The organism is Streptomyces sp. NPDC041068, assembly GCF_040647455.1.
In the GTDB taxonomy this organism is placed as follows: domain Bacteria; phylum Actinomycetota; class Actinomycetes; order Streptomycetales; family Streptomycetaceae; genus Streptomyces.
This window is the reverse complement of the sequence record NZ_JBEZCG010000005.1, coordinates 172603-196228: the sequence shown is the minus strand read 5'-3', so window position 1 is coordinate 196228 and position 23626 is coordinate 172603. Positions and strand designations below refer to the sequence as shown.

Below are 23626 nucleotides of genomic sequence, written 5' to 3'. Positions count from 1 at the left end.
GATCCCCGCTGGAGAGCGGCCTGTGCGCCCGGCTGACGGCGGCGCCGACAGGGCTGTCCATATCTCCTCCAGCCCATGCCTCCTCATCTCCTCCAGTCCATATCTCCTCCAGTCCCGCTCGAGCCCGCTGCCGCACGCTCGCCGCGTATTCGTGCCGCCCCCGACCCTTGGAGGTCCCATGTCCACCGCATCCACCCCGTCCGCTCCCGTAGCCCTGGTCACCGGCGCGACCAGCGGCATCGGCCTGGAGATCACCCGGCGGCTGGCCGGGCTCGGTGCCCGTACCTTCATCTGCGCCCGCGACGAGGAGCGGCTGAACGTACTGCTCAAGGAGCTGCGCGAGGAGGGCCTAGAGGTCGACGGCACGGTGGCCGACGTGGCCGACACGGCCCAGATCCGCGGCTTCGTGCGGGCGGCCGTCGAGCGCTACGGCCCCGTCGACATCCTGATCAACAACGCGGGCCGCAGCGGCGGTGGCGCCACCGCCGACATCCCCGACGAGCTGTGGCTGGATGTCATCAACACCAACCTCAACAGCGTCTTCCTGGTGACCAAGGAGGTGCTGAACGCCGGCGGCATGCGCGAGAAGGGCCGCGGCCGGATCATCAGCATCGCCTCCACCGGCGGCAAGCAGGGCGTGGTGCACGCCGCGCCCTACTCCGCCTCCAAGCACGGCGTGGTGGGCTTCACCAAGGCACTGGGCCTGGAGCTTGCGCGCACCGGCATCACCGTCAACGCGGTGTGCCCCGGCTTCGTGGAGACGCCGATGGCCGAGCGGGTGCGCGAGCACTACTCCGGCATCTGGGGCGTCAGCGAGAAGGAGACCTTCGACCGCATCACGGCCCGGGTGCCGCTCGGCCGCTACGTGGAGACCCGCGAGGTGGCCGCGATGGTCGAGTACCTGGTCAGCGACGACGCCGCCGCGGTGACCGCGCAGGCCCTCAACGTCTGTGGCGGCCTGGGGAACTACTGATCGGGCAGCGCACGCACAAAGCAGCGGCGTGGCATCCCGGAGAGGGGTGCCGCGCCGCTGCTTCGGCATTGGTCAACTGCTAGGTGGTCAGCCGGGGGTGGGCGACCTGGAGGCGGGCGACCTGGAGCCGGGCACCCCAGGGACAGCCCCTCCCCCGGAGACGGCCAACTACTTGTCTGCGACGACCTGTTGGTCGTCGAGGCGGTGGAAGTCGCCGCCGAAGTACGCCATCGGCCGGCCCTCGCGCCACTGCGTGCGGCGGGCCTCGGCGACCAGGATCACATGGTCGCCCGCCGGGTGCCGCTGCCGTATCCGGCCCTCGACGACCGCGAGCGCGCCCGGCACGGCGAGCGCGCCGTTGGCCGCCGCGGCGAACGGATGGCCGGAGAACTTGTCCGCGCTCTTGGACGCGAAGCGGCGGGCCACCTCGCCCTGGTCCTCGGCGAGCACGCTGATCGCGCACTCCTGTGCCGTACGGAACACCTCGAAGGAGCGGGACGTCTCGGCCAGGCACACCAGCACCAGCGGCGGGTCCAGCGACACCGAGCAGAACGAGCTCGCGGTGAAGCCGTGCGGTACGCCGTGCGCGTCCCGGGTGGTCACCACCACGACGCCGCTGGCGAAGCGTGCCATCGTCGCGCGGAAGTGCGCGGGGTCGAGCGCTGCGGCCGCCTGCGGGGCGGCCTCGGCCAGATGGGTCACGGGGCCCCCTCCTCACGGTGGCGCGCGGCGAGGTCACGCAGCGCGCCGAGCACGGCGATCTGGCGGGCGTCCCGTTCGGCGGCGCGCCGTGGGTAGGAATCGGTGCCGAATGCCTTCTCGGCCTGCCGGACGAGCAACTCGACTGCCGCGTCGTCCAGTTGCGGCTTCCCCAGGTGCTCCCACTCCTTGGCGATCTTCGGGCCGACCGCGGCCAGCATCCGGCGCAGCCCGCCGGGGCCGCCGCCGAGGTGGAACGCCTCGAACGGCCCGACGGTCGCCCAGCGAAGACCGAGCGAGCCGGTCACCGCCGCGTCCAGCTCGTCGACCGTGACGATCTCCTCCAGTACGAGGTGGACGGCCTCCCGCAGCAGCGCCGACTGCAGCCGGTTGGCCACCGTGCCGGTGACCGGCGCGCGCAGCACGACGGGCGTCTTGCCCAGCGATCGGTAGAAGTCCTCCGCGCGTGCCACGGTCTCGGGGGCGGTGCGGGCGCCTGGGATCACCTCCACCAGCGGCACGAGGTGAGCGGGGTTGAAGGGGTGCCCGACCAGCAGCGTCGAGGGGTCCCCGAGCGTCGCGCCGATGTCGTCCGCACCCAGCGACGAGCTGGAGGACAGCAGCAGCGTGTGCGCGGGCGCGGACCGCTCGATCAGGGCGAACAGCTCCTGCTTGTAGGCCAGTTCCTCCCGGACGTTCTCCTGCACCACATCGGCCTCGGCCACCGCCTTGGCCACGTCCGGCTCGATCGTCAGCCACCGCAGCAGCTGTTCCGGATCCGCCGGGCCCTCGGGCAGCGTCGCCGCGAACAGCTCCACCCCCTCGCGCACGGCCTGCTCGGCGTCCGCCCGCCGGGTGTTGACCGTGACGTGCAGGCCGTGGGCGAGGAAGAGGGTGGTCCAGGCAAGGCCGATCGTCCCGGCGCCGACGACGGTGGCCCGGCGTACGGGGACCACCGAGCTCATCGGGTGCTCGCGGTGAACGCGGGCGCCACCTCGGCGGCGAACAGATCCACCGTACGCCGGGACTTCTCCACCGGAAGGAGGCCGGAGTGCACGGTCAGACTGACGGTGATGTCGTCGCCGAACCAACCCTGGATCGTGGCGAGTTGGGCCCGCACTTCCTCGGGCGAGCCCGCGAGCAGCTTGTGGTCGCCGAGCTTGGTGTCGAAGTCGTAGTTCTTCGTCGCGGCAAGGATCTTGTCGTAGCCGGGGTAGGCGCTGCTGGCCACCCGTCCCCACGCCTGGACCGCCTCACCGAGCCGCTCGTTGTAGCGCTCCTCGTCGGACCGGGCGAGCCGGCGCGCCTCCGCGCCGTCCTCGGCGACGTAGCACGGGTAGCTCAACTGCACCTTGCCCGCGCCCTGGTGGCCGCCGGAGGCACGGGCCGCGTGGTAGGCGTCGATCAGTTCGCGGGTCCGCTCGCGGTTGGAAGTGGCGGGCACCAGCTGCAGGTTGTAGCCCTTGCGCCCCGCCTCCTCCACCGAGTCCTGGCTCATCGCGGTCGCGACGTAGATCGGCGGGTGCGGGCGCTGGAACGGGCGGGGCTGGAGGGTGACCGGGCCGAACCGGTGGAAGTCGCCCTCGAAGATCACGTCCTCCTCGGTCCACAGCCGACGGCAGGCCTCCAGGCCCTCGGCGAACCGCGCGCGGCTCTCGTCGATCGGCACGCCGAACGCCTCGAACTCGTCCGGCAGGAAGGCCCGTCCGAAGCCGACGTCGAGGCGTCCGTGGGAGAGGTTGTCCAGCATCGCGAGCTTGCCCGCGAGCTTGACGGGGTGGGTGAAGGCCGGGATGACCGCGCCCGTGGTGATGCGGATACGGCTCGTCCGTGCCGCCGCGGCGGTCAGGAACGTCACCGGGTCCGGGCTGTATCCGCCGTAGCGGAAGAAGTAGTGCTCGATGGTCTTCACGTGCGCGTAGCCGAGTTCGTCGGCGCGCTCGATCAGACCCAGAGCCTCGTCGTAGTAGGTATGGGCGGCCTTGTCCTTGGGGCCCACGCTCGGGAAGAACGTCACACCGAATTCCACATCGCACCTCACGCTGAGCTGATCTGCCGGGGTCACGGTGACGGTCACAGGGGCGGCTCGCGCCGGGCTGGACGCCGCATCGAGCGATGGTGGATCACGCTTGCCCAGGTGAGGTCGGTCCCCGAATGCTGTTGCGCATCAGGCGGGTCATGCCTAATAGTTGGTTTGGCCCAACCAACCTCTTGGGGGAACGCAGTGCGGGAAGACAACCGTCCGCCGACGCCGGACCAAGGCGCCGACCGGGACACCGATCGGGACACCGACCGGGTCGCCGGGGCGCTCGCCGCCGTCGGCAACTGGATGTTCTCCACCGCGAGCCGGCGCCGCATCATGGCCGACTCCGGCCTCGGGCTCTCGCTCGGGGACTACACCCTGCTCGCCCAGATCTCCATGAACGGCCCCGTACGGCTGTCCGTACTCGCCGAGGTCATGGAGGTCGACAAGTCCACCCTCACGCCGCCCGCCAAGCGCCTGGAAGCCCAGGACCTGATCGAGCGCTCGCCCGATCCGACCGACGGGCGGGCGCAGTTGGTGAAGGTCACCCGCACCGGCCGGCTGGCCATAAGGAAGCTGTGGAAGGCCCGCGCCAAGGCGGTCGCCGAGCTGATGACCGGCTGGGACGGCCAGGACGTCGGACACCTGGCGGACAGCCTGGAGTCGCTCGCGGACGAGATCAAGAAGCGGGAGCACTGATCGTGGCGGAAGGACCGCTGAAAGGCGCGGAGTTACCCCCGACGGGGGGCTCGGAGATACCTCCGGCGGACGGTTCGGAGTTAGCCCCGGCGGGTGGCGCGAAGGTACTCCCGGCGGGCAGCTCGGAGTCAGCCCCGACAGGCGGCTCGGAGTCAGCCCCGACAGGTGGCACGAAGGCACCCCCCGCGGACGGCTCGGGGTTAGCCCCCGCGGACGGCTCGGGGTTAGCCCCGGCGGACGGCTCGCAGTTGCCCCCGACAGGTGGGCCCCCCACCGCACTTGAGCGCACCGGCACCACCCCCGGAGGCCGCCGGCCCGCACCCCCCTGGGTCATCGTCACCCTCGCGTGCCTGGGCCAGTTCATGGTTCTGCTGGACGTCTCCATCGTGAACGTCGCGCTGCCCTCCATCCAGGGCGGCCTCGGCTTCACCCCCGCCGACCTGCAATGGGTCGTCAACGCGTACACCCTCACCTTCGCCGGGTTCCTGCTGCTCGGCGGCCGCGCCGGAGACCTCTTCGGACGGCGGCGCGTCTACATCGCCGGTATCGCCCTGTTCACCCTCGCGAGCCTGGCCGGCGGGCTCGCCACCACCCCCGAGCTGCTCATCGCGGCCCGCGCCGTGCAGGGCATCGGTGCCGCCGCCCTCTCCCCGGCCACCCTCGCCCTGCTCACCACCACCTTCCCCGAAGGCCCGCGCCGCTCGGCCGCGCTCGGCCTGTGGAGCGCGGTGGCCGGCGGTGCCGGGGCGGTGGGCTCCATCAGCGGCGGCCTCCTGACCGGATATCTGTCCTGGCGCTGGGTCCTGCTGGTCAACATCCCCATCGGCATCGCCCTGATCATCGGCTCCGCACGGGCCCTCGAAGACCGCCGCGACAGCGGACCCCGGCGCCTCGACGTGCCCGGCGCGATCACCGTCACGCTCTCCCTGATGGCGCTGGTCTACGGCATCGTGCAGACCGCTGAGCACGGCTGGGGCTCGGCGCAGTTCCTGCTCCCGCTCGCGGCCGGAGTCGTCCTGCTCGCCCTGTTCCTGTGGATCGAGGCCCGCGTCGCCAAGCGGCCGCTGATCCGCCTCGGGGTCTTCCGCTCCCGCCCGGTGACCGGCGGCAATCTCGTCGGCCTGCTGATGAACGCCGCCTTCCTGTCGATGTGGTACTTCGTCTCGCTGTATGTCCAGGACGTGCTGGGCCTGAGCCCCGTACAAGCGGGCCTGGCGTTCATCCCGCACACCGTCATGGTCGTGGTCGGCGCCAGGATCAGCTCCCGCCTGGTGCACCGCGTCGGCCACCGGCCACTGATCGCGGCCGGTGCGCTCAGCGCCTTCGCAGGATTCATCTGGCAGGCCCAACTCACCCCGCACAGCGACTTCGTGCTGATGGTGGTGGTGCCCGGCGCCCTGATGGCCGCGGGCGTCGGCCTGGTCTTCACCCCGGTCGCCACCGCCGCCACCTCCGGCGTCGCCCCGGCCGACGCGGGCGTGGTCTCCGGCCTGCTGAACACCTCGCGCCAGATCGGCGGCGCCCTGGGCCTCGCGGTCCTGACCACGCTGTCCACCGCACGCATCCACGCGGAATCCGCCGACGGGGCCGCCCCGCCCGATGCCCTGGTCTCCGGATACGGCCTGGCCTTCTGGGTCGCCGCGGGATTCGTCGCGGCCGGCGCTCTCGCGGCGCTGATCCTGCCCCGGCACCGGCACCCGCGCTGAGCAACTCCCGGTCACGCCCGGCACGGACACCGGCACCGAACTCCCGGTCACGCCCAGGCACCGGCACTGAACTCCCCTGACTGACACGAAACTTGAGGACTGCGTCATGAGCACCGAGAACCCGTCCCCCGACCTCACCGCGGACCTGCCCCTCGTCTTCCGCGAGCCCAACGACCTCGCCGACGGCAACTACCCGGGCTTTGCGCCCCGCACGGTCACCGAGAACGGCCTGCACATCGAGTACGACGTGGCCATCCGCGTGCGCGACGGCATCGAGCTGTACGCCAACGTCTACCGGCCCGAGGGCGTCGACGCCGACCTGCCCGTCATCCTGTCGTGGGGCCCGTACGGCAAGCACGGCGGCCGCCCCACCGCCCCCAGCCGCACCCCCACCAGCGGCGTACGCCACGAATGGCTGTCGGAGTACTGCGCGATCGAGGCCCCGGACCCGGCGTTCTGGTGCCCGCACGGCTACGCCGTCGTCTACGTCGACCCGCGCGGCACCTGGTGGTCCCAGGGCGATTACACCCTCTTCTCCGACCAGGAGATACGCGACCACCACGACGCCATCGAGTGGGCGGGCACCCGCCCGTGGTCCAACGGCAAGGTCGGCCTGTCCGGCGTCTCGTACCTGAGCATCTCGCAGTGGCGGGTGGCGGCCAGCAAGCCGCCGCACCTGGCGGCCATCAACCCCTGGGAAGGGCTCACCGACTTCTACCGCGACGTCGCCTACCACGGCGGCATCCCGGAGTCCGGCTTCATGAAGATGTTCGCCCGGCGCAGCCTCGGCTACTCCACCACCCGCGTGGAGGACCTGGAGACGCTGCACGCCGAGCACCCCTTCTACGACGCGTACTGGCAGACCAAGGCCGCCGACCTGGAGTCCGTCGAGGTCCCCGCGTACGTCGTCGCCAGCTGGTCCAACCAGGGCCTGCACGGCCGCGGCACGATGGAGGGCTTCAAGAGGATCTCCTCGCGCGAGAAGTGGCTTGAGGTGCACGGCCGCAAGACCTGGCAGTACTACTACGAGCCGGACAGCCTGGAGAACCAGCGCACGTTCTTCGACTGGGCGCTCAAGGGCCTCGACAGCGGCTGGACCGAGCGCCCCAAGGTCCTCACCGAGGTCCGCGAGCGGCACTCCGAGGGCTACTTCGCCCAGGAGCGGGAGTGGCCCATCGCCCGTACCGAGTACACGGCGCTGCATCTGGACGCGGCGTCCGCCAGGCTCGCCGACAAGCCGCGGGTCACCGAGGCCAGCGTCCGCTACCCCGCCACGGGCGAGGACAACAGGGCCACCTTCCGCCACACGTTCACCGAGCGCACCCGCCTGACCGGGCACAGCAAGCTGCGCCTGTGGATCGAGGCGGACGGCGCCCGGGACGCGGACCTCTTCGTCGTCCTGCGCAAGTTCGACTCCGCGGGCCACGAGGTCGTCTTCCCCTTCTTCGCGCTCTACGACAACGGCCCCATCGCCCTGGGCTGGCAGCGGGCCAGCCACCGCGCCCTGGACGAGGCCCGCTCCACGCCCTGGCAGCCGTGGCACACGCACGACCGGGAGGAGCTGCTGGAGCCGGGCGTGCCGGTCCCGGTGGAGATCGAGATCTGGCCCTCCTCGACCCTCTTCGAGGCGGGGGAGACCCTCGAACTCGTCGTCCAGGGCAGCGACTTCATGACCGACGTGCTCCCCGGGCACGAGCGGACCCGCAACGCCGGGGAGCACATCATCCACACCGGGGGCACCTACGACTCGCACCTGCTGGTGCCGGTGGTCGCCGACGAGTGAGGGAGCGAGGCCCCTCGCCGAGCGAGCGGCCCCCTCCTCCCCCTCGGTCAGCCCAGCCCTTCGACCTCTTGATTTCCCAATTCCTTTGTTTCGTCCCTGAGTAGAGGAGTGCACTACCCATGCGCGCGGTACTTCTGCACGAATTCGGCGGGCCCGAGGCCCTCAGGCCCGGCGAGGTGGCCGACCCCGTCCCCCGCGCCGGCGAGGTCACGGTGGACACCGCGGCCATCGGCATCCAGTTCCTGGAGACCCAGGTCCGCTCCGGCAAGATGGGCCAGATCCTGGGCGGCGCGCCCTTCCCCGTGGTGCTCGGCAAGGAGATCGCGGGGCAGGTCGGCGCGGCGGGTTCGGCCGAGCACGAGGCGCTGGTCGGCAAGCGGGTCCTGGCCACCACCGCGGGCGTCGGCGGCTACGCCGAGAAGGCCGTCGTGCCCGCGGACTCGGTCATCGAGATCCCCGAAGCGCTGGACACCGAGGACGCCCTGGCGCTCTACCGGTACGGCGCCACCGCGGCGGGCCTGGTCCGCTCCGGGCGGGTGGACCCGCTGGACACCGTGCTCGTGCAGGCGGCGGCCGGCGCCGTCGGCACCGTGCTCGTCCAGCTGCTCAAGGCCGCGGGCGTACGGACCGTGATCGGCACCGCCCGCGGCGAGCACAAGCTGGCTCTGGTCAAGGAGTTGGGCGCGGACCACGCCGTCGACTACTCCAGGCCCGGCTGGGAGGAGCAGGTGCGGGCGGCCGCGGGCGGCACCGTCGATGTGGTCTACGACCACATCGGCGGCCCCCTCTCGCGGTCCGCGTTCGGACTGCTCACCGGCGGCTCGGGACGCTTCGTCTTCTACGGCTTCTCCAGCGGCACCCCGGTGGACTTCGCCCCCGGCGAGCTGCTCGGCCGCGGGCTGACCCTCACCGGGTTCACCGCGGGCCAGATCTGGAACCGGCCCGCCCTCGCCCACGAACTGGTCCGCGAGGTCCTGGACCTCGCGGTGGCCAAGAAGATCCGGCCGGTGATCGGCCAGCGCTTCCCGCTGGCCGAGGCGGCCGCCGCGCACGCCGCCGTCGAGGAACGTACGACGGTCGGCAAGACGCTACTCATTCCCTGAGCACACCCCGCAGGGCACCGTCAACTCTCGTATGCGTACGGGGATTTGGCGCCATCCGCAACGCGCAAAGCTACACAACACAGCGCAAAACCCCGTGGCAATCAGCCACTCAAGCAAGAGGAGAGAACAGCACATGGCACCTCAGGCAAAGATCATCGTGGTCGGCGCGACCGGACTGCTCGGCAGCCAGATCGTCAGCGGCCTGCTGGACCGCGGCGAGGCCGTCCGCGCCCTGGTGCGCCCCGGTCTGACCGGCGAGAAGAAGGACGCCATCAGCGCGCTGCAGGCCCGCGGCCTCGAGGTCGTCGAGGGTGACATCACCGACCCCGTCGACCGTCTCGCCGAGCGCCTCGACGGCATCGAGACCGTCATCTCCGCCGTCCAGGGCGGCCCGGAGACCATCGAGGACGGGCAGGTCAACCTGCTGCGCGCCGCCGAGAAGGCCGGGGCCACCCGGTTCATCCCCTCGGACTTCGCCATCGACATCTTCAAGCTCGACATCGGCGACAACTTCATGATCGACATGCGCAAGCGGGCCGCCCAGCGCTTCGAGGGCACCTCGCTGAAGGTGATCTCCGTACTCAACGGCGCCTTCCTGGAGGTGATGACCACCTTCATGCAGATCGTGGACTGGGAGAAGAACACCTTCTCCCACTGGGGCGACCCCGACCAGCCGCAGGACCTGACCACCGTCAAGGACACCGCTGCCTACACCGTGGCCGCCGCCCTCGACGCGTCGCTGCCCGCGGGCCCGCTGCGGTTCGCCGGTGACGTCGTCTCGATGCGTCAGTTCCACGCCGCCGTCGAGCGCGCCACGGGCCGCAAGCTGGAGTTCAAGACCCTGGGTACGGCGGACGAGCTGCGCGCGGAGATCGAGCGCCGCGCCGCCAAGACCGAGAACCCCTTCGAGTACGTGGCCCTGCAGTACCAGTGGGGCATGGTGAACGGAAAGGCCAAGTTCGACACCCTCGACAACGCCCGCTACCCGGAGGTCAAGCCGACCTCCACCGAGGAGTTCGTCCGCGCGACGGCGCCCAGCGCCTGATTGTTCCCGCGGTGACGCCTTTGCGTTCGTAAAGAGAACTCGCCACGACCGGCGGGCCCGGCACACCGGGTCCGCCGGTCGTTTTTCCGCTTCTCGCGGTACCGCTCCAGGAGGGCTTGAACCGGACTCCAGGGCGTCTTAGAAGACTCCGTCACGACGGGGGTCGGCCGCATCCGATTCCCACGACTTCCCTTTTTCGGAAAGGCAGTTACCGTGACGAATTCTGTGCGCCGCGCGACCCGTACCCGTCGAGTGGCCCTGCGCTCCGGCGCGATCGCGGCGGTGGCCGTGACCGCCCTGGCCGGCCTCGGTGTCTCCGCCGCCTCGGCGGCCGACAGCGCCGCCCCGACGGCCGCCGCCAAGTCCGCCGCCCAGACGGCGGTCGGCACCTGGCAGGTCAAGGGCGTCGCCAACGGCAACGTCGTCGAGCCCGTGTACTACTTCTACGCCGACGGCACCTTCAAGATGATCCCCGAGGACAACGCCTACGTCGGCACCGGCACCTGGCAGCTGAAGGACGACGGCACCTTCACCTTCCACCTGGAGCACCCCATCTACGTGGACGGCAAGGAGACCTTCCGGATCGTCGCCGACCAGACCGGCACGCTCAAGGGCGACACCTTCTCCACCTCGGGCATCTCCCACCGCACCGACCTGGACGGCAATGTCCTGGAGACCTTCGACGTGACCATCACCGGCAAGCGCATCGCCAAGTGACCGGGCCCGTGGCCGTGTTCGGGCAGCCGGACACGGCCACGGCCGCCATCCGCCATTCCACCCAGGAGGCCAAGGACGTGCAGCAGGCACAGGCGCAGGACACCCGGGCCCACCAGCCCGTCGACGAGCGCCTCCACTCCCGAGTCGTCCAGTTCTACGCCCGCCAGATGCAGGCACTGGACGCCGGCCGCTTTCCGGAGTACGCCGACAGTTTCACCGAGGACGGCGTCTTCCAGCACACCCCCGGCACCGAGCCCGCCCGCACCCGGGCCGGGATCCTCGCCGAACTGCTCGAGTTCAACAAGAAGTACGAGGCCGACCCCGTACAGCGCCGCCACTACTTCAGCCAGGTCCTGCTCGAACCGCAGGACGACGGCACCTACCGCTCCACCGTCTACGCGCTGATCGTGCGCACCCGGTCCGGCGAACGCCCCGAGGTGTGGCCCAGCTGCGTCGTCAACGACGTGGTGGTGGAAGGACCGGACGGCATCCACCTGAAGTCCCGGCATGTGACCTACGACTGATGTCCCGAAACGAGGAGCGCATCCCCACCATGCACGTGCAAGTCCCACACACCCCGCACCGCACCGCAGGAGCCACATCGTGACCCGACGCGTGGTGATCACCGGAATCGGCGTGCGCGCGCCGGGCGGGTCCGGGACCAAGGAGTTCTGGAGCCTGCTCAGCGAGGGCCGCACCGCCACCCGCTCGATCAGCTTCTTCGACGCCGCGCCGTTCCGCTCACAGGTGGCCGGCGAGGTCGACTTCGACGCGGCGGCCGAGGGCCTGGGCCCGCAGCAGATCCGCCGGATGGACCGGGCCACCCAGTTCGCCGTGGTCTGCACCCGCGAGGCGCTGGCCGACAGCGGCCTGGACCGCGAGCGTCTCGACCCCTACCGCACCGCCGTCACCCTCGGCAGCGCGGTGGCCTCGGCGACCAGCCTGGAGAACGAGTATCTGGTGATGTCGGACTCCGGCCGCGACTGGCTGGTGGACCCCGCGCACCTCTCGCCGTACATGTTCGACTACCTCTCGCCCGGCGTGATGCCCGCCGAGGTGGCCTGGGAGGTCGGCGCCCAGGGCCCGGTCACCATGGTCTCCGACGGCTGCACCTCCGGCCTGGACGCCGTGGGCCACGCGGTGTCCCTGATCCGCGAGGGCAGCGCGGACGTCGTCTTCGCGGGCGCCACCGACACCCCCATCTCGCCGATCGTCGTCGCCTGTTTCGACGCGATCAAGGCCACCACCACGCGCAACGACGACCCGGCGCACGCCTCGCGGCCCTTCGACGGCAGCCGCAACGGCTTCGTCCTCGCCGAGGGCGCGGCGATGTTCGTCCTCGAGGAGTACGAGGCGGCCAAGGCCCGCGGCGCGCACATCTACGCCGAGGTCGGCGGGTACGCCACGCGCTGCAACGCGTACCACATGACCGGCCTGAAGAAGGACGGCCGGGAGATGGCCGAGGCCATCCGCGCGGCGCTCGGCCAGGCCCGCCTGGACGCCACCGCGATCGACTACATCAACGCGCACGGCTCCGGCACCAAGCAGAACGACCGGCACGAGACCGCCGCCTTCAAGCGCAGCCTCGGCGAGCACGCCTACGACGTGCCGATCAGCTCCATCAAGTCCATGGTCGGCCACTCGCTGGGCGCCATCGGCTCCGTGGAGATCGCCGCCTCGCTGCTGGCCATCGAGCACAACACCGTGCCCCCGACGGCCAATCTGCACACGCCCGACCCCGAGTGCGACCTGGACTACGTCCCGCTCACCGCCCGGGAACAGCGCACCGACACCGTACTGACCGTCGGCAGTGGCTTCGGCGGCTTCCAGAGCGCCATGGTCCTGCACCGCCCGGAGGTGACCACCGCATGAGCAGCACCGCACGCACGGTCGTCACCGGCATCGGTGTGGCCGCTCCCAACGGCCTTGGGCGCGAGGAGTACTGGAAGGCGCTGCTCGCGGGCGAGAACGGCATCGACCGCATCAGCCGCTTCGACGCCTCCGGCTATCCATCCCAACTGGCGGGAGAGATACGGGACTTTGAGCCCAAGGAGCATCTGCCCTCCCGCCTCCTGCCGCAGACCGACACCTCGACGCGCTACGCGCTGGCCGCCGCCGACTGGGCCCTCGCGGACGCCGGGATCGGCCCCGACACCGCCGAGACGCTGGCCGACTACGACATGGGCGTGGTCACCTCCACCGCCCAGGGCGGCTTCGACTTCACCCACCGCGAGTTCCACAAACTCTGGAGCAAGGGCCCGGAGTTCGTGAGCGTGTACGAGTCCTTCGCGTGGTTCTACGCCGTCAACACCGGCCAGATCTCCATCCGGCACGGCCTGCGCGGCCCCAGTGCCGCCCTGGTCGCCGAACAGGCCGGCGGCCTGGACGCGATCGGGCACGCCCGGCGCACCGTACGCGGCGGCACCCGCCTGGTCCTCACCGGCGGCGTGGACTCCGCCTTCGACCCCTGGGGCTACACCGCGCAGCTCGCCGGCGGCCGGGTCAGCACCGTCACCGACCCCGCTCTCGCTTACCTGCCCTTCGACTCCCGGGCCGCGGGATACGTACCGGGTGAGGGCGGCGCCGTCCTGATCACCGAGGACGCCGCATCGGCACGGGCGCGCGGCGCCGAGCGGATCTACGGCGAGATCGCGGGCTACACCGCCACCTTCGACCCGGCTCCCGGCAGCGGACGGCCTCCCGGGCTGCGCCGCGCCATCGAACTGGCCCTGGCAGACGCGGAGTTGATCCCCTCTGACATCGACGTCGTCTTCGCCGACGGCGCCGGGCTGCCCGACCTGGACCGGGCGGAGGCCCAGGCCCTGCGCGAGGTGTTCGGCGCGCACGGCGTCCCCGTCACCGCACCCAAGTCGCTCACCGGGCGGCTCACCGCGGGTGGTGGCCCCGCCGACCTCGCCGCGGCGCTGCTCGCCCTGCGGGACCAGGTCGTCCCGCACACCGCGCACACCGCCTCCGTACCCGAGGAGTACGGCCTGGACCTGGTCCTCGACCAGCCCCGCCGGGCCGCCCTGCGCGCCGCCCTGATCCTGGCCCGCGGCCGCCACGGCTTCAACTCGGCCGTCGTGGTGACGGCACCGGCCGCCTGACCCGCCCCACCCTTCTTCCCTCTCCTAGGAGAAACCCCATGGCACAGCTTCCCCTCACCCTCGACGATCTGCGCCGCGTCCTGGTCACCAGCGCGGGCGAGGACGACGGCGTCGACCTCGGCGGCGACATCCTGGACGTGTCCTTCGAGGACCTGGGCTACGACTCCCTCGCCCTGATGGAGAGCGCCGCCGCCATCGAGCGCGAGACCGGCGTCTCCCTCTCCGACGAGGCCGTAGCCGAGGCCGACACCCCCCGGGCCCTCCTCGCCCTGATCAACAGCACCGCCACGGCCGCGGCCGCCTGAGCCGCACCACCACGGGCCGGCCCGGTCCCAACTGCCGCCCGTCTCCACCCGGCCGGAGCCCGACCACCGTCCGCCCGTCCCCGTCCGGAACCGGGCCGCCGTCCGGGCCCAGCCGTGGACCGGCTCCGGCATCCGGGCCCAGCCGTGGACCGGTTCCGGCATCCGGCCCCGACCGGCCACCGCCGGACCCGGCAGCCAACCGGGCCCAGCCCTCACCGGAGCCGCGACCAGGCCGCCGTCCCGACCCAGCCCTCACCGGAGCCGGGCGGCGGCCCCGGTCCGCCCCGGCGCCCGTCGGCCCGCAGGGCTTCGCCGCCGTTCCTCCGACCATCCCGCACCGCGGGGTCCGCGCCGTGCGGGCCCCGCTGCCGTGCCCATCCAGGAGAGCACCATGCCCCGTCCCGCCACCCTGCACCGGGTCGAGCACACCCGTACCGTCGCCGCCCCCGCCGCCGCCCTGTACGGCCTGGTCGCCGACGTCACCCGGTGGCCCGCCGTCTTCGAACCCACCGTCGCCGTACGCCACCTGGCGCGCGGCGAACGCACCGAGCGCTTCGAGATCTGGGCCACGGTGGGCGAAGAGGTCGCCCACTGGACCTCCCGCCGCACCCTCGACCCGGCCCGCCGGTACATCTCCTTCCGCCAGGAGCACAGCAGGCCCCCGGTCACCGCGATGTCCGGCTGCTGGCTGTTCCGCGAACTGCCCGACGGCACCACCGAGATCGTGCTGCGGCACCGCTTCTCGGTCGTCGACGACGACCCGGCCGCGCTCGACGCGATGACCCGCGCCATGGACGCCAACAGCACCCGCGAACTGGCCGCACTCGCCCGGGTCGCCGAAAGCGGCCACCCCGTGGACGACGTGGTCTTCGCCTTCACCGACACCGTCCCGCTCACCGGCCCCGCCGTCGACGCCTACGCCTTCGTCGACCGCGCCGACCTGTGGGCCCAGCGCCTGCCGCACGTCGCGCGCGCCGACCTCACCGAGCCCCGGCCCGGCATCCAGCACCTGGAGATGGACACCACCACCGCCGACGGCTCCACGCACACCACCCGCTCCACCCGCATCACCGAGGCCCCGGGCTGGATCGCGTACAAGCAGCACCTGACCCCGGCCCTGCTCGCCGGGCACAGCGGCGAGTGGACCTTCGCGGAGGGCCCCGAAGGGCCGCTCGCCACCGCCCGCCACACCGTGGCCCTGGCCCCCGAAGCCGTCACCGACGTACTGGGCCCGGACGCCACCCTCGCCGACGCCCGCACCTACATCCGCGAGGCCCTGGGCCGCAACAGCGCCACCACCCTCCAGCACGCGGCAGCGGTACGGGTCTGAGCGGCCCGAGCCCCGGTCGGGCCGGACTCGGAGAGACCGGGTCCGGCCTGCGTGACCGACAAGTGACCAAAGCGGCATCCCGCCGGACTTAACGGCTCCGCACAGCAGGAGCATCATGTGCTGGTTGTCGTCGGCTGTTGTCGGCTGTTGTCTATGGGGCGGGTCGGGTCGGGGTTATGACGGGCATACGGAGAGAAAGACGGCGCGGCATGCCGATGCGCCTCGCCGCGGGCACGCTCGGCTGTGCGCTGTTCCTCGTGGGCTGCGGCAGCCACGACGGCGACAGCGGCGGCGCGAAGAACGGCGACGAGCGCCCCGTGGGCATGGCGGGCAAGGGCGCGGCACAGCAGCCCGTGCCGCGCGGCGAGGGCAGCAAGGTCGACGACGACTTCAACGGTGACGGCGCCCGTGATCTCGTACTCGACGATCTCGTGCACCGCGACCACGGCGACGACGCGGGCATCGGCATCGTCTACGGCTCCCGCACCGGACTGCGCCCCGGCGCCCGGCAGTTGCTGAGCGCCCACGCCAACGGAGCGCGTACGAAGGGCCAGTTGCCCGCCGCCTTCGACTCCGAGGCCGCCTGCGACCTCGACAAGGACGGCTTCACCGACCTGCTGGTCTCCACCGACCCGCCCTACAACGGCCAGGGCCAGCCGCCCGTGCCGCTGCAGATCCTCTTCGGCTCGCCCAAGGGCCTCGTCGGCAAGGCCGTGCAGCTGAAGGTCCCCGCGCAGGCACGTTTCGGCAACGACTGGCCGGACCAGCCGGTGTGCGGCGACTTCGACGGGGACGGCGCGAACGACCTCGTGCTGCATGCCAGCGGGGCCCGCATGACGTTCCTGCGCGGCCCGTTCAAGCGCGGCGGCGCCCCGCGGGCCGCGGGCAAGCCCCTCGTCGCGCCCGGCGACGCCCTCGTCACGGGCAGGGCCACCGACGTGGACGGCGACGGCTACGACGACGTGCTCGTGCGCAAGGCCGCGGGCGCCACGGGCGCCGCCGCCGGTGCCCTCGTCCTCGGCGGCCCCAAGGGCCCCGACGAGACCGGGGTGCTCTTCCCCGCGGGCAAGGACATCGCGTTCGGCCGCTTCGGCAAGGGCAAGGGCATGGACGCGGCGATCGCCTCACCGCGCGGCGTCGCCCTGCGCTACGAGGTGCCGGGCACCTTGCGCGGCACCCTGGAGGCCAAGGACGTGGCCGTGGACGCGGGCGACCTCGACGGGGACGGCCTGAGCGAGCTGGTCATGAGCGGCGGGGGCAGCGGAAGCGGCGGCGGCGCGGGAGAGGTGCGGGTCTTCAGGGGACGTACGTCCGGGATCGCCGCCAACGCCACGGCGACCGTGGTGCCCTCCGCCAAGGGCACCACGGAGGTCCTCCAGGTCGCGGACTTCGACGGCGACAGGCGCGCCGACCTGGTCCTGCGGACGTACCGCGGCGACGGCCAGGACGTCGTGGGCGTCCACCCGGGCCTCAAGAGCGGGGAGCTGGTCTCACACAAGCCCCAACTGACTTTTTCCACCGAGGAGTTCCTATCTCTGAGCGAGGGCTGACGAGCAGGCGGGCCCGCGCGGCCGTGGCCCTGTGCTGCGGGGCGGCGCTGCTGGCCGGATGCGGGTCCGACGACGGGGGCGCCGAGCAGGGCAGCCGCCCTCACCCGCCGCTGAAGGGGTCCCCCGCCGTCGGCAAGGCGGCCGAGCGGCCCGATCCGGGGGACTTCAACGGGGACGGGTACGACGACTACGCCGCCGTGCTCGACGCCGACGGCCTGCACGACGACCGCGGCAGGGCCACGCTCACCGTCGTCTACGGCTCGAAGAAGGGGCTCCTCACGGGCTCCGCCGACCGCCTGCGGGGCCGCAGCGACGACGAGCTCTTCGCCGCGCTGCACCGCGCCGACCTGGACGGCGACGGATTCACCGACCTGATCGGCTCGCGCATGGAGTCCGACGACTGGCAGACCTTCGTGATGCACGGCGGCCCGCGCGGCCTCTCCGGGCCTCGGCCGCTCCAACTGTCCCCGGCGACACGGGTTCTCGCGGTCGGCGACTTCGACGGCGACGGCGCCGCCGACCTGATCGACGGCGGGCGCGGCGGCAGCGGCGACATCACCGCGATGGAGCCGAAGCAGGACCCGGCAGCCGTCCTGCTCGGCCCCTTCACCCGCGATGGCAGCCCTTCCCGCAGCATCCCCCTGGACCTCGGGCAGCACGGCTTCATCAGCCCCCGCACGGCCGTCACCGGGGACGTCGACGGCGACCGGCGCACCGACGCGCTCCTCTTCTACGACTTCGACGTCGAGCAGGACGACACGGCCCCTGAGGACCTGACCTCCATCGCCTACCTGCGGGGAGACCGCACGAAGGGCCTGGTGCCGGGGCCCGCGGTGCGACCGGACCTGTACGAGTCCATGGCGACCGCCGACGGGGTCCGCGGCGGCACGATCGCCGACGTGGACGGCGACGGCATCAGCGACGTGGTCGCCTCCGGCGTGGACGACGACGGCTACGCGGGCGGCGCCGAGAGCCCCGGGCAGGTCACCGTGATCCACGGTTCGAGGAACGGGCTCGGCAGAGGGCGGCCCGCGACGAGGCTGCAACTCCCCTCGCGCGCAAGCTCCTTGTGGGGCTCCGGCCCCCAGGTCGGTGACGTCACCGGCGACGAGAGGCCGGACCTGCTCGTCGGCGATGCCGACCCGCGCGGGCGGATCGGCGGGCAGCTCACCCTGCTGCCCGGCGGCGACGAGGGCCCCCGCATCGCCGACCGGCAGACCGTCGACCCGACGGCCGAAGGCCTGCCCAGCAGAACGGGCCGCCCCGACAGGTGGTCGGGATTCGACGCGAACGCCATGCTCGACCTCAACGGTGACGGACGGCAGGACGTCGTCGTGTACGCCGACAAGTGGGAGCCCCGGGAGCACGAGCGGGGCAGCGGCAGGCGGAGCAAGGAGCGGATGTCCGCGTTCCTTGCCTTCCGCGGCACGGCCGACGGACTGGATCCGGCACAGGTGCAGTACTTCACCTCCGAGGATGTGAGCGGTGGACCGACCCTCGAATGACGTCAGTCGGCGCACCGCCGTCACCCTGTGCTGCACGGCCGTACTGCTCACCGGCTGCGGTGTGTTCGGCGGGGAGGGCAGAGACGGCAACGGCGCGAAGCCGCACGGCAAGCCGCCCGCGGGCAAGGCCGCGAAGAACGCCTCGCCGAACGACGTCAACGGCGACGGCTACGACGACTACGTGACCATCCTGGGCACACGCCTCGACGTACGGTCCAACGGCCGCACCACACAGACCCTTTCGGTCGCCCACGGCTCCGAGGAGGGGCTGCGTGACTGGAAGAAGTAGTCCAGGCCCTGCAGGGAATTGTTCCCACGACGCCCTGAGATAGGGGGATTTGGCCGCTTACGGTCGTTCACCATCCGGCCACCTCACCGCCTCTGTCGCACAACCCTTCGTACGCCCCGCGAGTCACACACCCGGAACCCATAGCCAAGGATTCAAGGATTCCAAGCCGAAGGTTCCGGAAGCCGTACCGAAGGTCCGCTCAGAGGGAGTTCCACGTGCGCGTAAGAAACCTGGCCGTCACCGCCACCGTCGCGGCCCTCGCGGCCGCGGGGCTGACGCTGCCCCTGGCCGGTTCGGCGAGCGCCGCTCCCACTCCGAAGGACGACTTCAACGGGGACGGCTACCGCGACCTCGCGATCGGATCACCGAAGACCAACTCCGTCACGGTGACGTTCGGTTCGGCATCGGGCGTCTCCGCGGGCCGCGCCGTGACCGTCACGCAGGACTCCCCCCGGGTGCCCGGCGCGCTGGAGGCCGAGGACGAGTTCGGCGAGAACGTCACCACCGGCGACGTGAACTTCGACGGCTACGCCGACCTGGTCGTCGGCGCCCCCGGCGAGAAGGTGACGGGCAAGCCGTCCGGCTCCATGACCGTCATCTGGGGCGGCAAGATGCCCTTCACCACCGGCGGCTGGGTCCTGAACGCCCCCTCCGACACAGCGGGCCGCTACGGCGAGGCCGCCGTCTTCAACGACCTCGACTACGACGGCACACCCCAACTCTCCGTGATCAGCGGCGACAACTGGTACTTCTACTCCAGCATCGTCGGCGACGACCGGGCGTTCGGCCTGGAGGAGCACTTCCTGCCCAAGGGCGTCCGCCTGGACGGCATGATCGCCGGAAACTTCAAGCGCAAGGACGGCGTCGGCTTCGTCCTGTACGGCCGGCGTGCCGACGGCGGCCTCTACACCGCCCACATGAACGGCGGCGTCGGCGACTACGGCTACCAGGCCGAAGTCATCGGCGAGGGCGACGACCCGACCGTCACGCCCGACGCGGCCACCACGGGCGACGTCAACGGCGACGGCTACGCCGACCTCATCACCGGCAACCCCGAGGCGGGCAAGGGCGGTTCGGTCACCGTGCGGCTCGGCGGCGAGGGCAGGTTCGGAGCGCCGGTGACGTACGACCAGGACAGCGCGGGCGTGCCGGGCGCCGACGAGGAGGGCGACAGCTTCGGCTGGTCCGTCGCGGCGGGCGACGTGACGGGCGACGGCCTCGCGGACCTCGCGGTCGGCGCACCCACCGAGGAGGTCGACGCGACGCCCGGCGCCGGCAGCGTCACCCTCCTCAAGTCCACCGGCGGTACGTTCACTTCGGGCAAGGCCTGGCACCAGGAGACCGCCGGCGTGCCCGGCGCCGGGGAGGCGCACGACGACTTCGGCGCCTCGGTCCGCCTGAAGGACATCAACAAGAACGGCAGGGCGGACCTGGCCGTCGGCGCGCTCGGCGAGGACATCGGCACGACGCGCGACGTCGGCGCCGTGTGGGTCCTGCGCGGCACGGCGACGGGGCTGACCTCGTCGTACGCGGCTTCCTTCAACGGCGGGGACTTCGGCGTCGGCGGCGAGAACGCCAACTTCGGCCGCACGCTCCGCTAGAGCCGTCCCGCCCTCTTCCCTCCGAGAGCAACCCTTCTCTCCCATCAGCGAGTTGGAGACATCTACGTGTCCAAGTACGTGCACAGTCCCGCACGGAGGAAGCTCCTCGCGGCGGGCGCGCTCTGCGCCGCCACCGTCCTCGGCGTCACCGGCCTGACGGCGGGCGGCGCGTCCGCCGCCGAGCCCTCGAAGCTCCGGGCCGACTACAACGGCGACGGCTATGTGGACCTCGCGGTGGGCGTGCCGAACGCGACCGTGAACGGCAAGGCCAAGGCCGGTTACGTCAACGTCGTCTGGGGCGGCGCGAACGGCCTCGGCAAGCACGGCTCGACCACCGTCAGCCAGGCCACCGCCGGTGTCCCCGGCACCGTCGAGGCGGGCGACAAGTTCGGGTACGCCGTCGAGTCGGACGACATGAACGGCGACGGCTACAGCGACCTGGTCGTCGGCGCCCCCGACGAGGCGACCTCCGTCGGCCTGGGCGCGGGAACCATCGCGGTCGTCTGGGGTTCGGCGAGCGGCTTCAAGGGCGGCTTCACGGCCGCCAACGGAGGGGTCGACGACGCGAGTTACGGCACGTTGCTCGCCCTCGGCGACTTCGACAAGGACGGCAACAACGACATCGCCTTCAACTCCCACTTCGACGAGAGCAGTTCGGTGGTGACCCGCCAGGGTCCCTTCAACTCCGGCGCCTCGGACGAGATCTTCCGGGTCGCGGGCTGGCACTTCGCGGGCCCTGCCGTCCTGGAGAGCGGCGACTTCGACGGGGACGGCGGCGACGACCTCGCGTTCTCGTACGACGGCATGGAGATCAGCGGCACGGACGTGATGAGCCGCGCCTCGGGCAGGTGGCAGTCCGTGTGGGCCACCGCCGACAGCACCAACCACGCCCTCGCCGCCGGTGACTTCGACGGGGACGGCACCACCGACCTCGCCGTCGGCAACGTCCAGCCCAACCCCGAGGCCGACGGCACGTACTGCGAGGACCGCCTCGGCGGCGCGATCCTCACGGTCTACGGCAAGAAGGGCGGCAAGCTCGGCGACGGCGGCGACTCCTGCACCACCCAGAGCGACGCGCAGGTCGGCGGCACCGCCGAGACCGAGGACAACTTCGGTGCGCACCTCGCCGTCGGCAACCTCGACCGCGACGGCATCGACGAACTGGTCGTCGGCGCGGACACCGAGGCGGTAGGCACCGCGAAGAACGCGGGCAGCTACTGGGTCCTGGCATCCCCCGGCGCGGGCAAGCCCTTCACCGGCCCCGCCTTCAGCCAGAACTCCGCGGGCGTCGCGGGCACGGCGGAGGCCGACGACCGCTTCGGCGCGGCCGTCGCCACCGGCGACTACAACGGCGACACCTACCCGGACCTGGCGGTGGGCGCGCCGGGCGAGGACGGCAAGGGTGGCGTCTGGTACGCCCCGGCGCCGAAGGACGGCCCGAACCCGCCGGTCACGTCGGTGACGCCGGGCAAGTTGGGGCTCTCCGGTTCCCAGGCGTACGGGGCTGTGCTGGGCCGGTAGTTCGGCACCCCGAGGCTTCGCCGCCGTCCGGCGCCCCCGAACTCGTACACACAACGCGTCCCGCGGCCCCCGCGGGGCGCCCCACACGCCTCAGGAGATCCGCATGGCCAAGCACAAGCGCACCACCACCAGTTCCAGACGCACCCGCCTCGCGGCGGCGACGGCGACCGCCGCCGCGCTCACCGGCGGTCTTCTCAGCATCTCCGTCGCCTCCGCCTCCGCCGCCGAGCCGCCGGCCGCCACCCAGCCGGACGACGCCGACTTCAACGGCGACGGCGCGGCCGACCTCGCCACCTCCGCGCCGCAGGCCGACGTGGGCGGCAAGGACAAGGCGGGCCAGGTCACCGTCACGTACGGCGGCGCCGAGCGGCACCACGTCACGTACAGCCAGAACAGCCCCGGCGTACCCGGCACCGCGGAGAAGGGCGACTTCTTCGGAGGCGACACCGCGTACGGCGACTTCGACCGCGACGGCTACGACGACCTCGTGGTCGGCGCCGCGGGCGAGGACGTCGGCAGCGACATCGACGGCGGCACCGTGCAGGTCCTGTGGGGCTCGGCGAACGGTCTGACCGGCGGCACGACGCTCAAGGACCCGCGCCCCACCAAGCACGATTTCTTCGGCGCCCCCGTCCAGGCGGGCGACTTCGACGGCGACGGCAAGGACGACCTGGCCATCGGTTCGTCATCGGGCGCGGCCACCATCGACCTGTACAAGGGCGGAATCACCCGCGCGGGCTCCACGGGCGGCCACTACACCGTCCTGCCGCCCATCACGAACGGCCCCGGCGAGGGCCCCCTCAACCTGCACTCCGGCGACATCAACGGCGACGGCAAGGACGACCTGATCGTCAACGGCTTCTCCACGGGCGACGGTTACAACGCCAACCTCTGGCTGCCCGGCAGCGCGGGCGGCGTCACCACCACCGGGGTGCAGCGGCTGCCCGCCGGCCACATCACCGATGTCGCCGACACCGACCGCGACGGCCACGACGACATCGTCATCGGCCTGACCTGGGACGAGGGCATCGCCGGCGCGAACAAGGGCGGCACCGTCTACGTCGTCAAGGGCACCGACAACGGCCCGTACGGCAGGACCCAGGTCATCACCCAGGACACCGAAGGTGTGCCCGGCGGCAGCGAGAACGGCGACGCGTTCGGCGCGGAGCTGGACCTCGGCGACATCAACGGCGACGGCAACCTCGACCTGGTCGTCGGCACCCCCGGCGAGGACCTGGACGGCTTCGCCGACGCGGGCTCGGTCACCGTCGTCTACGGCGCCGCGGACGGCTCGGGCCTGTCCACCGCGGGGTCAGTGATGCTGAGCCAGGACACCCCGGGTGTCCCCAACTCCAATGAGAAGAACGACTTCTTCGGCTCCGACGTCCACATCGACGACCTGAACGACGACGGCCGCGGGGACATCGCCATCGGCGCGTCCGGCGAGAACGCGGGCAACGGCGCGCTGTACCTCCTGGACTCCCGGGCGAACGGCACGCTCTCCGGCTCGTCCGGCGTCTACACGTCGACGGTCGGCATCTCCGGCGCGGGCACGCCCCGCTTCGGAGCGAACTTCGCGGACTGACGCCCCGGTCGGCCTCTTCACTTCAGCGGCTGGACCATCCCCGAGGCCCAGCCGCTGAACCCGCTTCCAGAACACCCCCGTCCCC

The 23626-nt window shown here is 71.8% G+C and carries 21 protein-coding genes; 18 read left to right on the top strand and 3 right to left on the bottom strand.

Annotated elements, in window-relative coordinates; genetic code table 11:
* Positions 1 to 178: 178 nt before the first annotated feature.
* Entirely contained in the window at positions 179 to 973 is a 795-nt protein-coding gene (locus AB0B50_RS13285; RefSeq protein WP_362329630.1) for a 3-oxoacyl-ACP reductase, read from the top strand.
* A 168-nt stretch (positions 974 to 1141) separates the two neighbouring features.
* On the opposite strand, the gene AB0B50_RS13280 is transcribed toward AB0B50_RS13285, so the two are convergent.
* From AB0B50_RS13280 to AB0B50_RS13270, 3 genes are read right to left on the bottom strand one after another with little or no spacing between them, the layout of a single operon-like run.
* Positions 1142 to 1675 carry a flavin reductase family protein gene (locus tag AB0B50_RS13280; RefSeq protein ID WP_362329627.1) on the bottom strand — a complete coding sequence of 178 codons (534 nt, stop codon included), beginning with the start codon at positions 1673 to 1675 and terminating at the stop codon, positions 1142 to 1144.
* Positions 1672 to 2637, bottom strand: coding sequence for a 3-hydroxyacyl-CoA dehydrogenase NAD-binding domain-containing protein (locus AB0B50_RS13275; protein WP_362329625.1), 966 nt, complete (start codon positions 2635 to 2637; stop codon positions 1672 to 1674). The genes AB0B50_RS13280 and AB0B50_RS13275 overlap by 4 nt, the downstream gene beginning before the upstream one ends.
* On the bottom strand, positions 2634 to 3689 hold the full coding sequence (locus AB0B50_RS13270) for an LLM class flavin-dependent oxidoreductase (RefSeq protein ID WP_362329622.1): 1056 nt from the start codon (positions 3687 to 3689) through the stop codon (positions 2634 to 2636). The genes AB0B50_RS13275 and AB0B50_RS13270 overlap by 4 nt, the downstream gene beginning before the upstream one ends.
* Positions 3690 to 3896: 207 nt before the next feature.
* On the opposite strand from AB0B50_RS13270, the gene AB0B50_RS13265 reads away from it, so the two are divergent.
* From AB0B50_RS13265 to AB0B50_RS13185, 17 genes are all read left to right on the top strand, one after another.
* Positions 3897 to 4394, top strand: a complete 498-nt coding sequence (locus tag AB0B50_RS13265) for a MarR family transcriptional regulator (RefSeq protein ID WP_362329619.1) — start codon at positions 3897 to 3899, stop codon at positions 4392 to 4394.
* Between the two features lie 362 nt (positions 4395 to 4756).
* Complete coding sequence (locus AB0B50_RS13260) at positions 4757 to 6100, top strand: MFS transporter (RefSeq protein WP_362329616.1); 1344 nt, start codon at positions 4757 to 4759, stop codon at positions 6098 to 6100.
* A gap of 106 nt (positions 6101 to 6206) precedes the next feature.
* A complete protein-coding gene (locus AB0B50_RS13255) occupies positions 6207 to 7883 on the top strand; it encodes a CocE/NonD family hydrolase (RefSeq protein WP_362329613.1) in 1677 nt (558 codons plus the stop codon).
* A 119-nt stretch (positions 7884 to 8002) separates the two neighbouring features.
* Positions 8003 to 8986, top strand: coding sequence for a zinc-binding dehydrogenase (locus AB0B50_RS13250; RefSeq protein ID WP_362329610.1), 984 nt, complete (start codon positions 8003 to 8005; stop codon positions 8984 to 8986).
* Between the two features lie 133 nt (positions 8987 to 9119).
* Positions 9120 to 10031: an NmrA family NAD(P)-binding protein gene (locus AB0B50_RS13245; protein WP_362329607.1), complete on the top strand. Its 912-nt coding sequence runs from the start codon at positions 9120 to 9122 to the stop codon at positions 10029 to 10031.
* A gap of 213 nt (positions 10032 to 10244) precedes the next feature.
* Positions 10245 to 10748: a hypothetical protein gene (locus AB0B50_RS13240; RefSeq protein ID WP_362329606.1), complete on the top strand. Its 504-nt coding sequence runs from the start codon at positions 10245 to 10247 to the stop codon at positions 10746 to 10748.
* Complete coding sequence (locus AB0B50_RS13235) at positions 10745 to 11272, top strand: nuclear transport factor 2 family protein (RefSeq protein ID WP_362329604.1); 528 nt, start codon at positions 10745 to 10747, stop codon at positions 11270 to 11272. The genes AB0B50_RS13240 and AB0B50_RS13235 overlap by 4 nt, the downstream gene beginning before the upstream one ends.
* Before the next feature lie 79 nt (positions 11273 to 11351).
* Entirely contained in the window at positions 11352 to 12620 is a 1269-nt protein-coding gene (locus AB0B50_RS13230; protein WP_362329601.1) for a beta-ketoacyl-[acyl-carrier-protein] synthase family protein, read from the top strand.
* Positions 12617 to 13855 (top strand): ketosynthase chain-length factor, encoded by a 1239-nt coding sequence (locus AB0B50_RS13225; RefSeq protein WP_362329598.1) that lies wholly within the window; start codon positions 12617 to 12619, stop codon positions 13853 to 13855. Before AB0B50_RS13230 ends, AB0B50_RS13225 begins: the two co-directional genes overlap by 4 nt.
* 38 nt (positions 13856 to 13893) lie before the next feature.
* On the top strand, positions 13894 to 14160 hold the full coding sequence (locus tag AB0B50_RS13220; RefSeq protein WP_362329595.1) for an acyl carrier protein: 267 nt from the start codon (positions 13894 to 13896) through the stop codon (positions 14158 to 14160).
* Between the two features lie 391 nt (positions 14161 to 14551).
* Positions 14552 to 15490 (top strand): aromatase/cyclase, encoded by a 939-nt coding sequence (locus AB0B50_RS13215; RefSeq protein ID WP_362329592.1) that lies wholly within the window; start codon positions 14552 to 14554, stop codon positions 15488 to 15490.
* Between the two features lie 209 nt (positions 15491 to 15699).
* Positions 15700 to 17040: a VCBS repeat-containing protein gene (locus AB0B50_RS13210; protein ID WP_362329589.1), complete on the top strand. Its 1341-nt coding sequence runs from the start codon at positions 15700 to 15702 to the stop codon at positions 17038 to 17040.
* A 23-nt stretch (positions 17041 to 17063) separates the two neighbouring features.
* Complete coding sequence (locus AB0B50_RS13205; RefSeq protein ID WP_362329586.1) at positions 17064 to 18545, top strand: VCBS repeat-containing protein; 1482 nt, start codon at positions 17064 to 17066, stop codon at positions 18543 to 18545.
* A complete protein-coding gene (locus AB0B50_RS13200) occupies positions 18526 to 18834 on the top strand; it encodes a hypothetical protein (protein ID WP_362329583.1) in 309 nt (102 codons plus the stop codon). Before AB0B50_RS13205 ends, AB0B50_RS13200 begins: the two co-directional genes overlap by 20 nt.
* Positions 18835 to 19049: 215 nt before the next feature.
* Positions 19050 to 20435 (top strand): FG-GAP-like repeat-containing protein, encoded by a 1386-nt coding sequence (locus AB0B50_RS13195; protein WP_362329580.1) that lies wholly within the window; start codon positions 19050 to 19052, stop codon positions 20433 to 20435.
* 66 nt (positions 20436 to 20501) lie between these two features.
* A complete protein-coding gene (locus tag AB0B50_RS13190) occupies positions 20502 to 21956 on the top strand; it encodes an FG-GAP repeat protein (RefSeq protein ID WP_362329577.1) in 1455 nt (484 codons plus the stop codon).
* Positions 21957 to 22059: 103 nt separating this feature from the next.
* The gene (locus AB0B50_RS13185; protein WP_362329574.1) at positions 22060 to 23541 is read left to right on the top strand and encodes an FG-GAP repeat protein; all 1482 of its coding nucleotides are present in this window, start codon (positions 22060 to 22062) and stop codon (positions 23539 to 23541) included.
* The last annotated feature ends 85 nt before the right edge of the window (positions 23542 to 23626 follow it).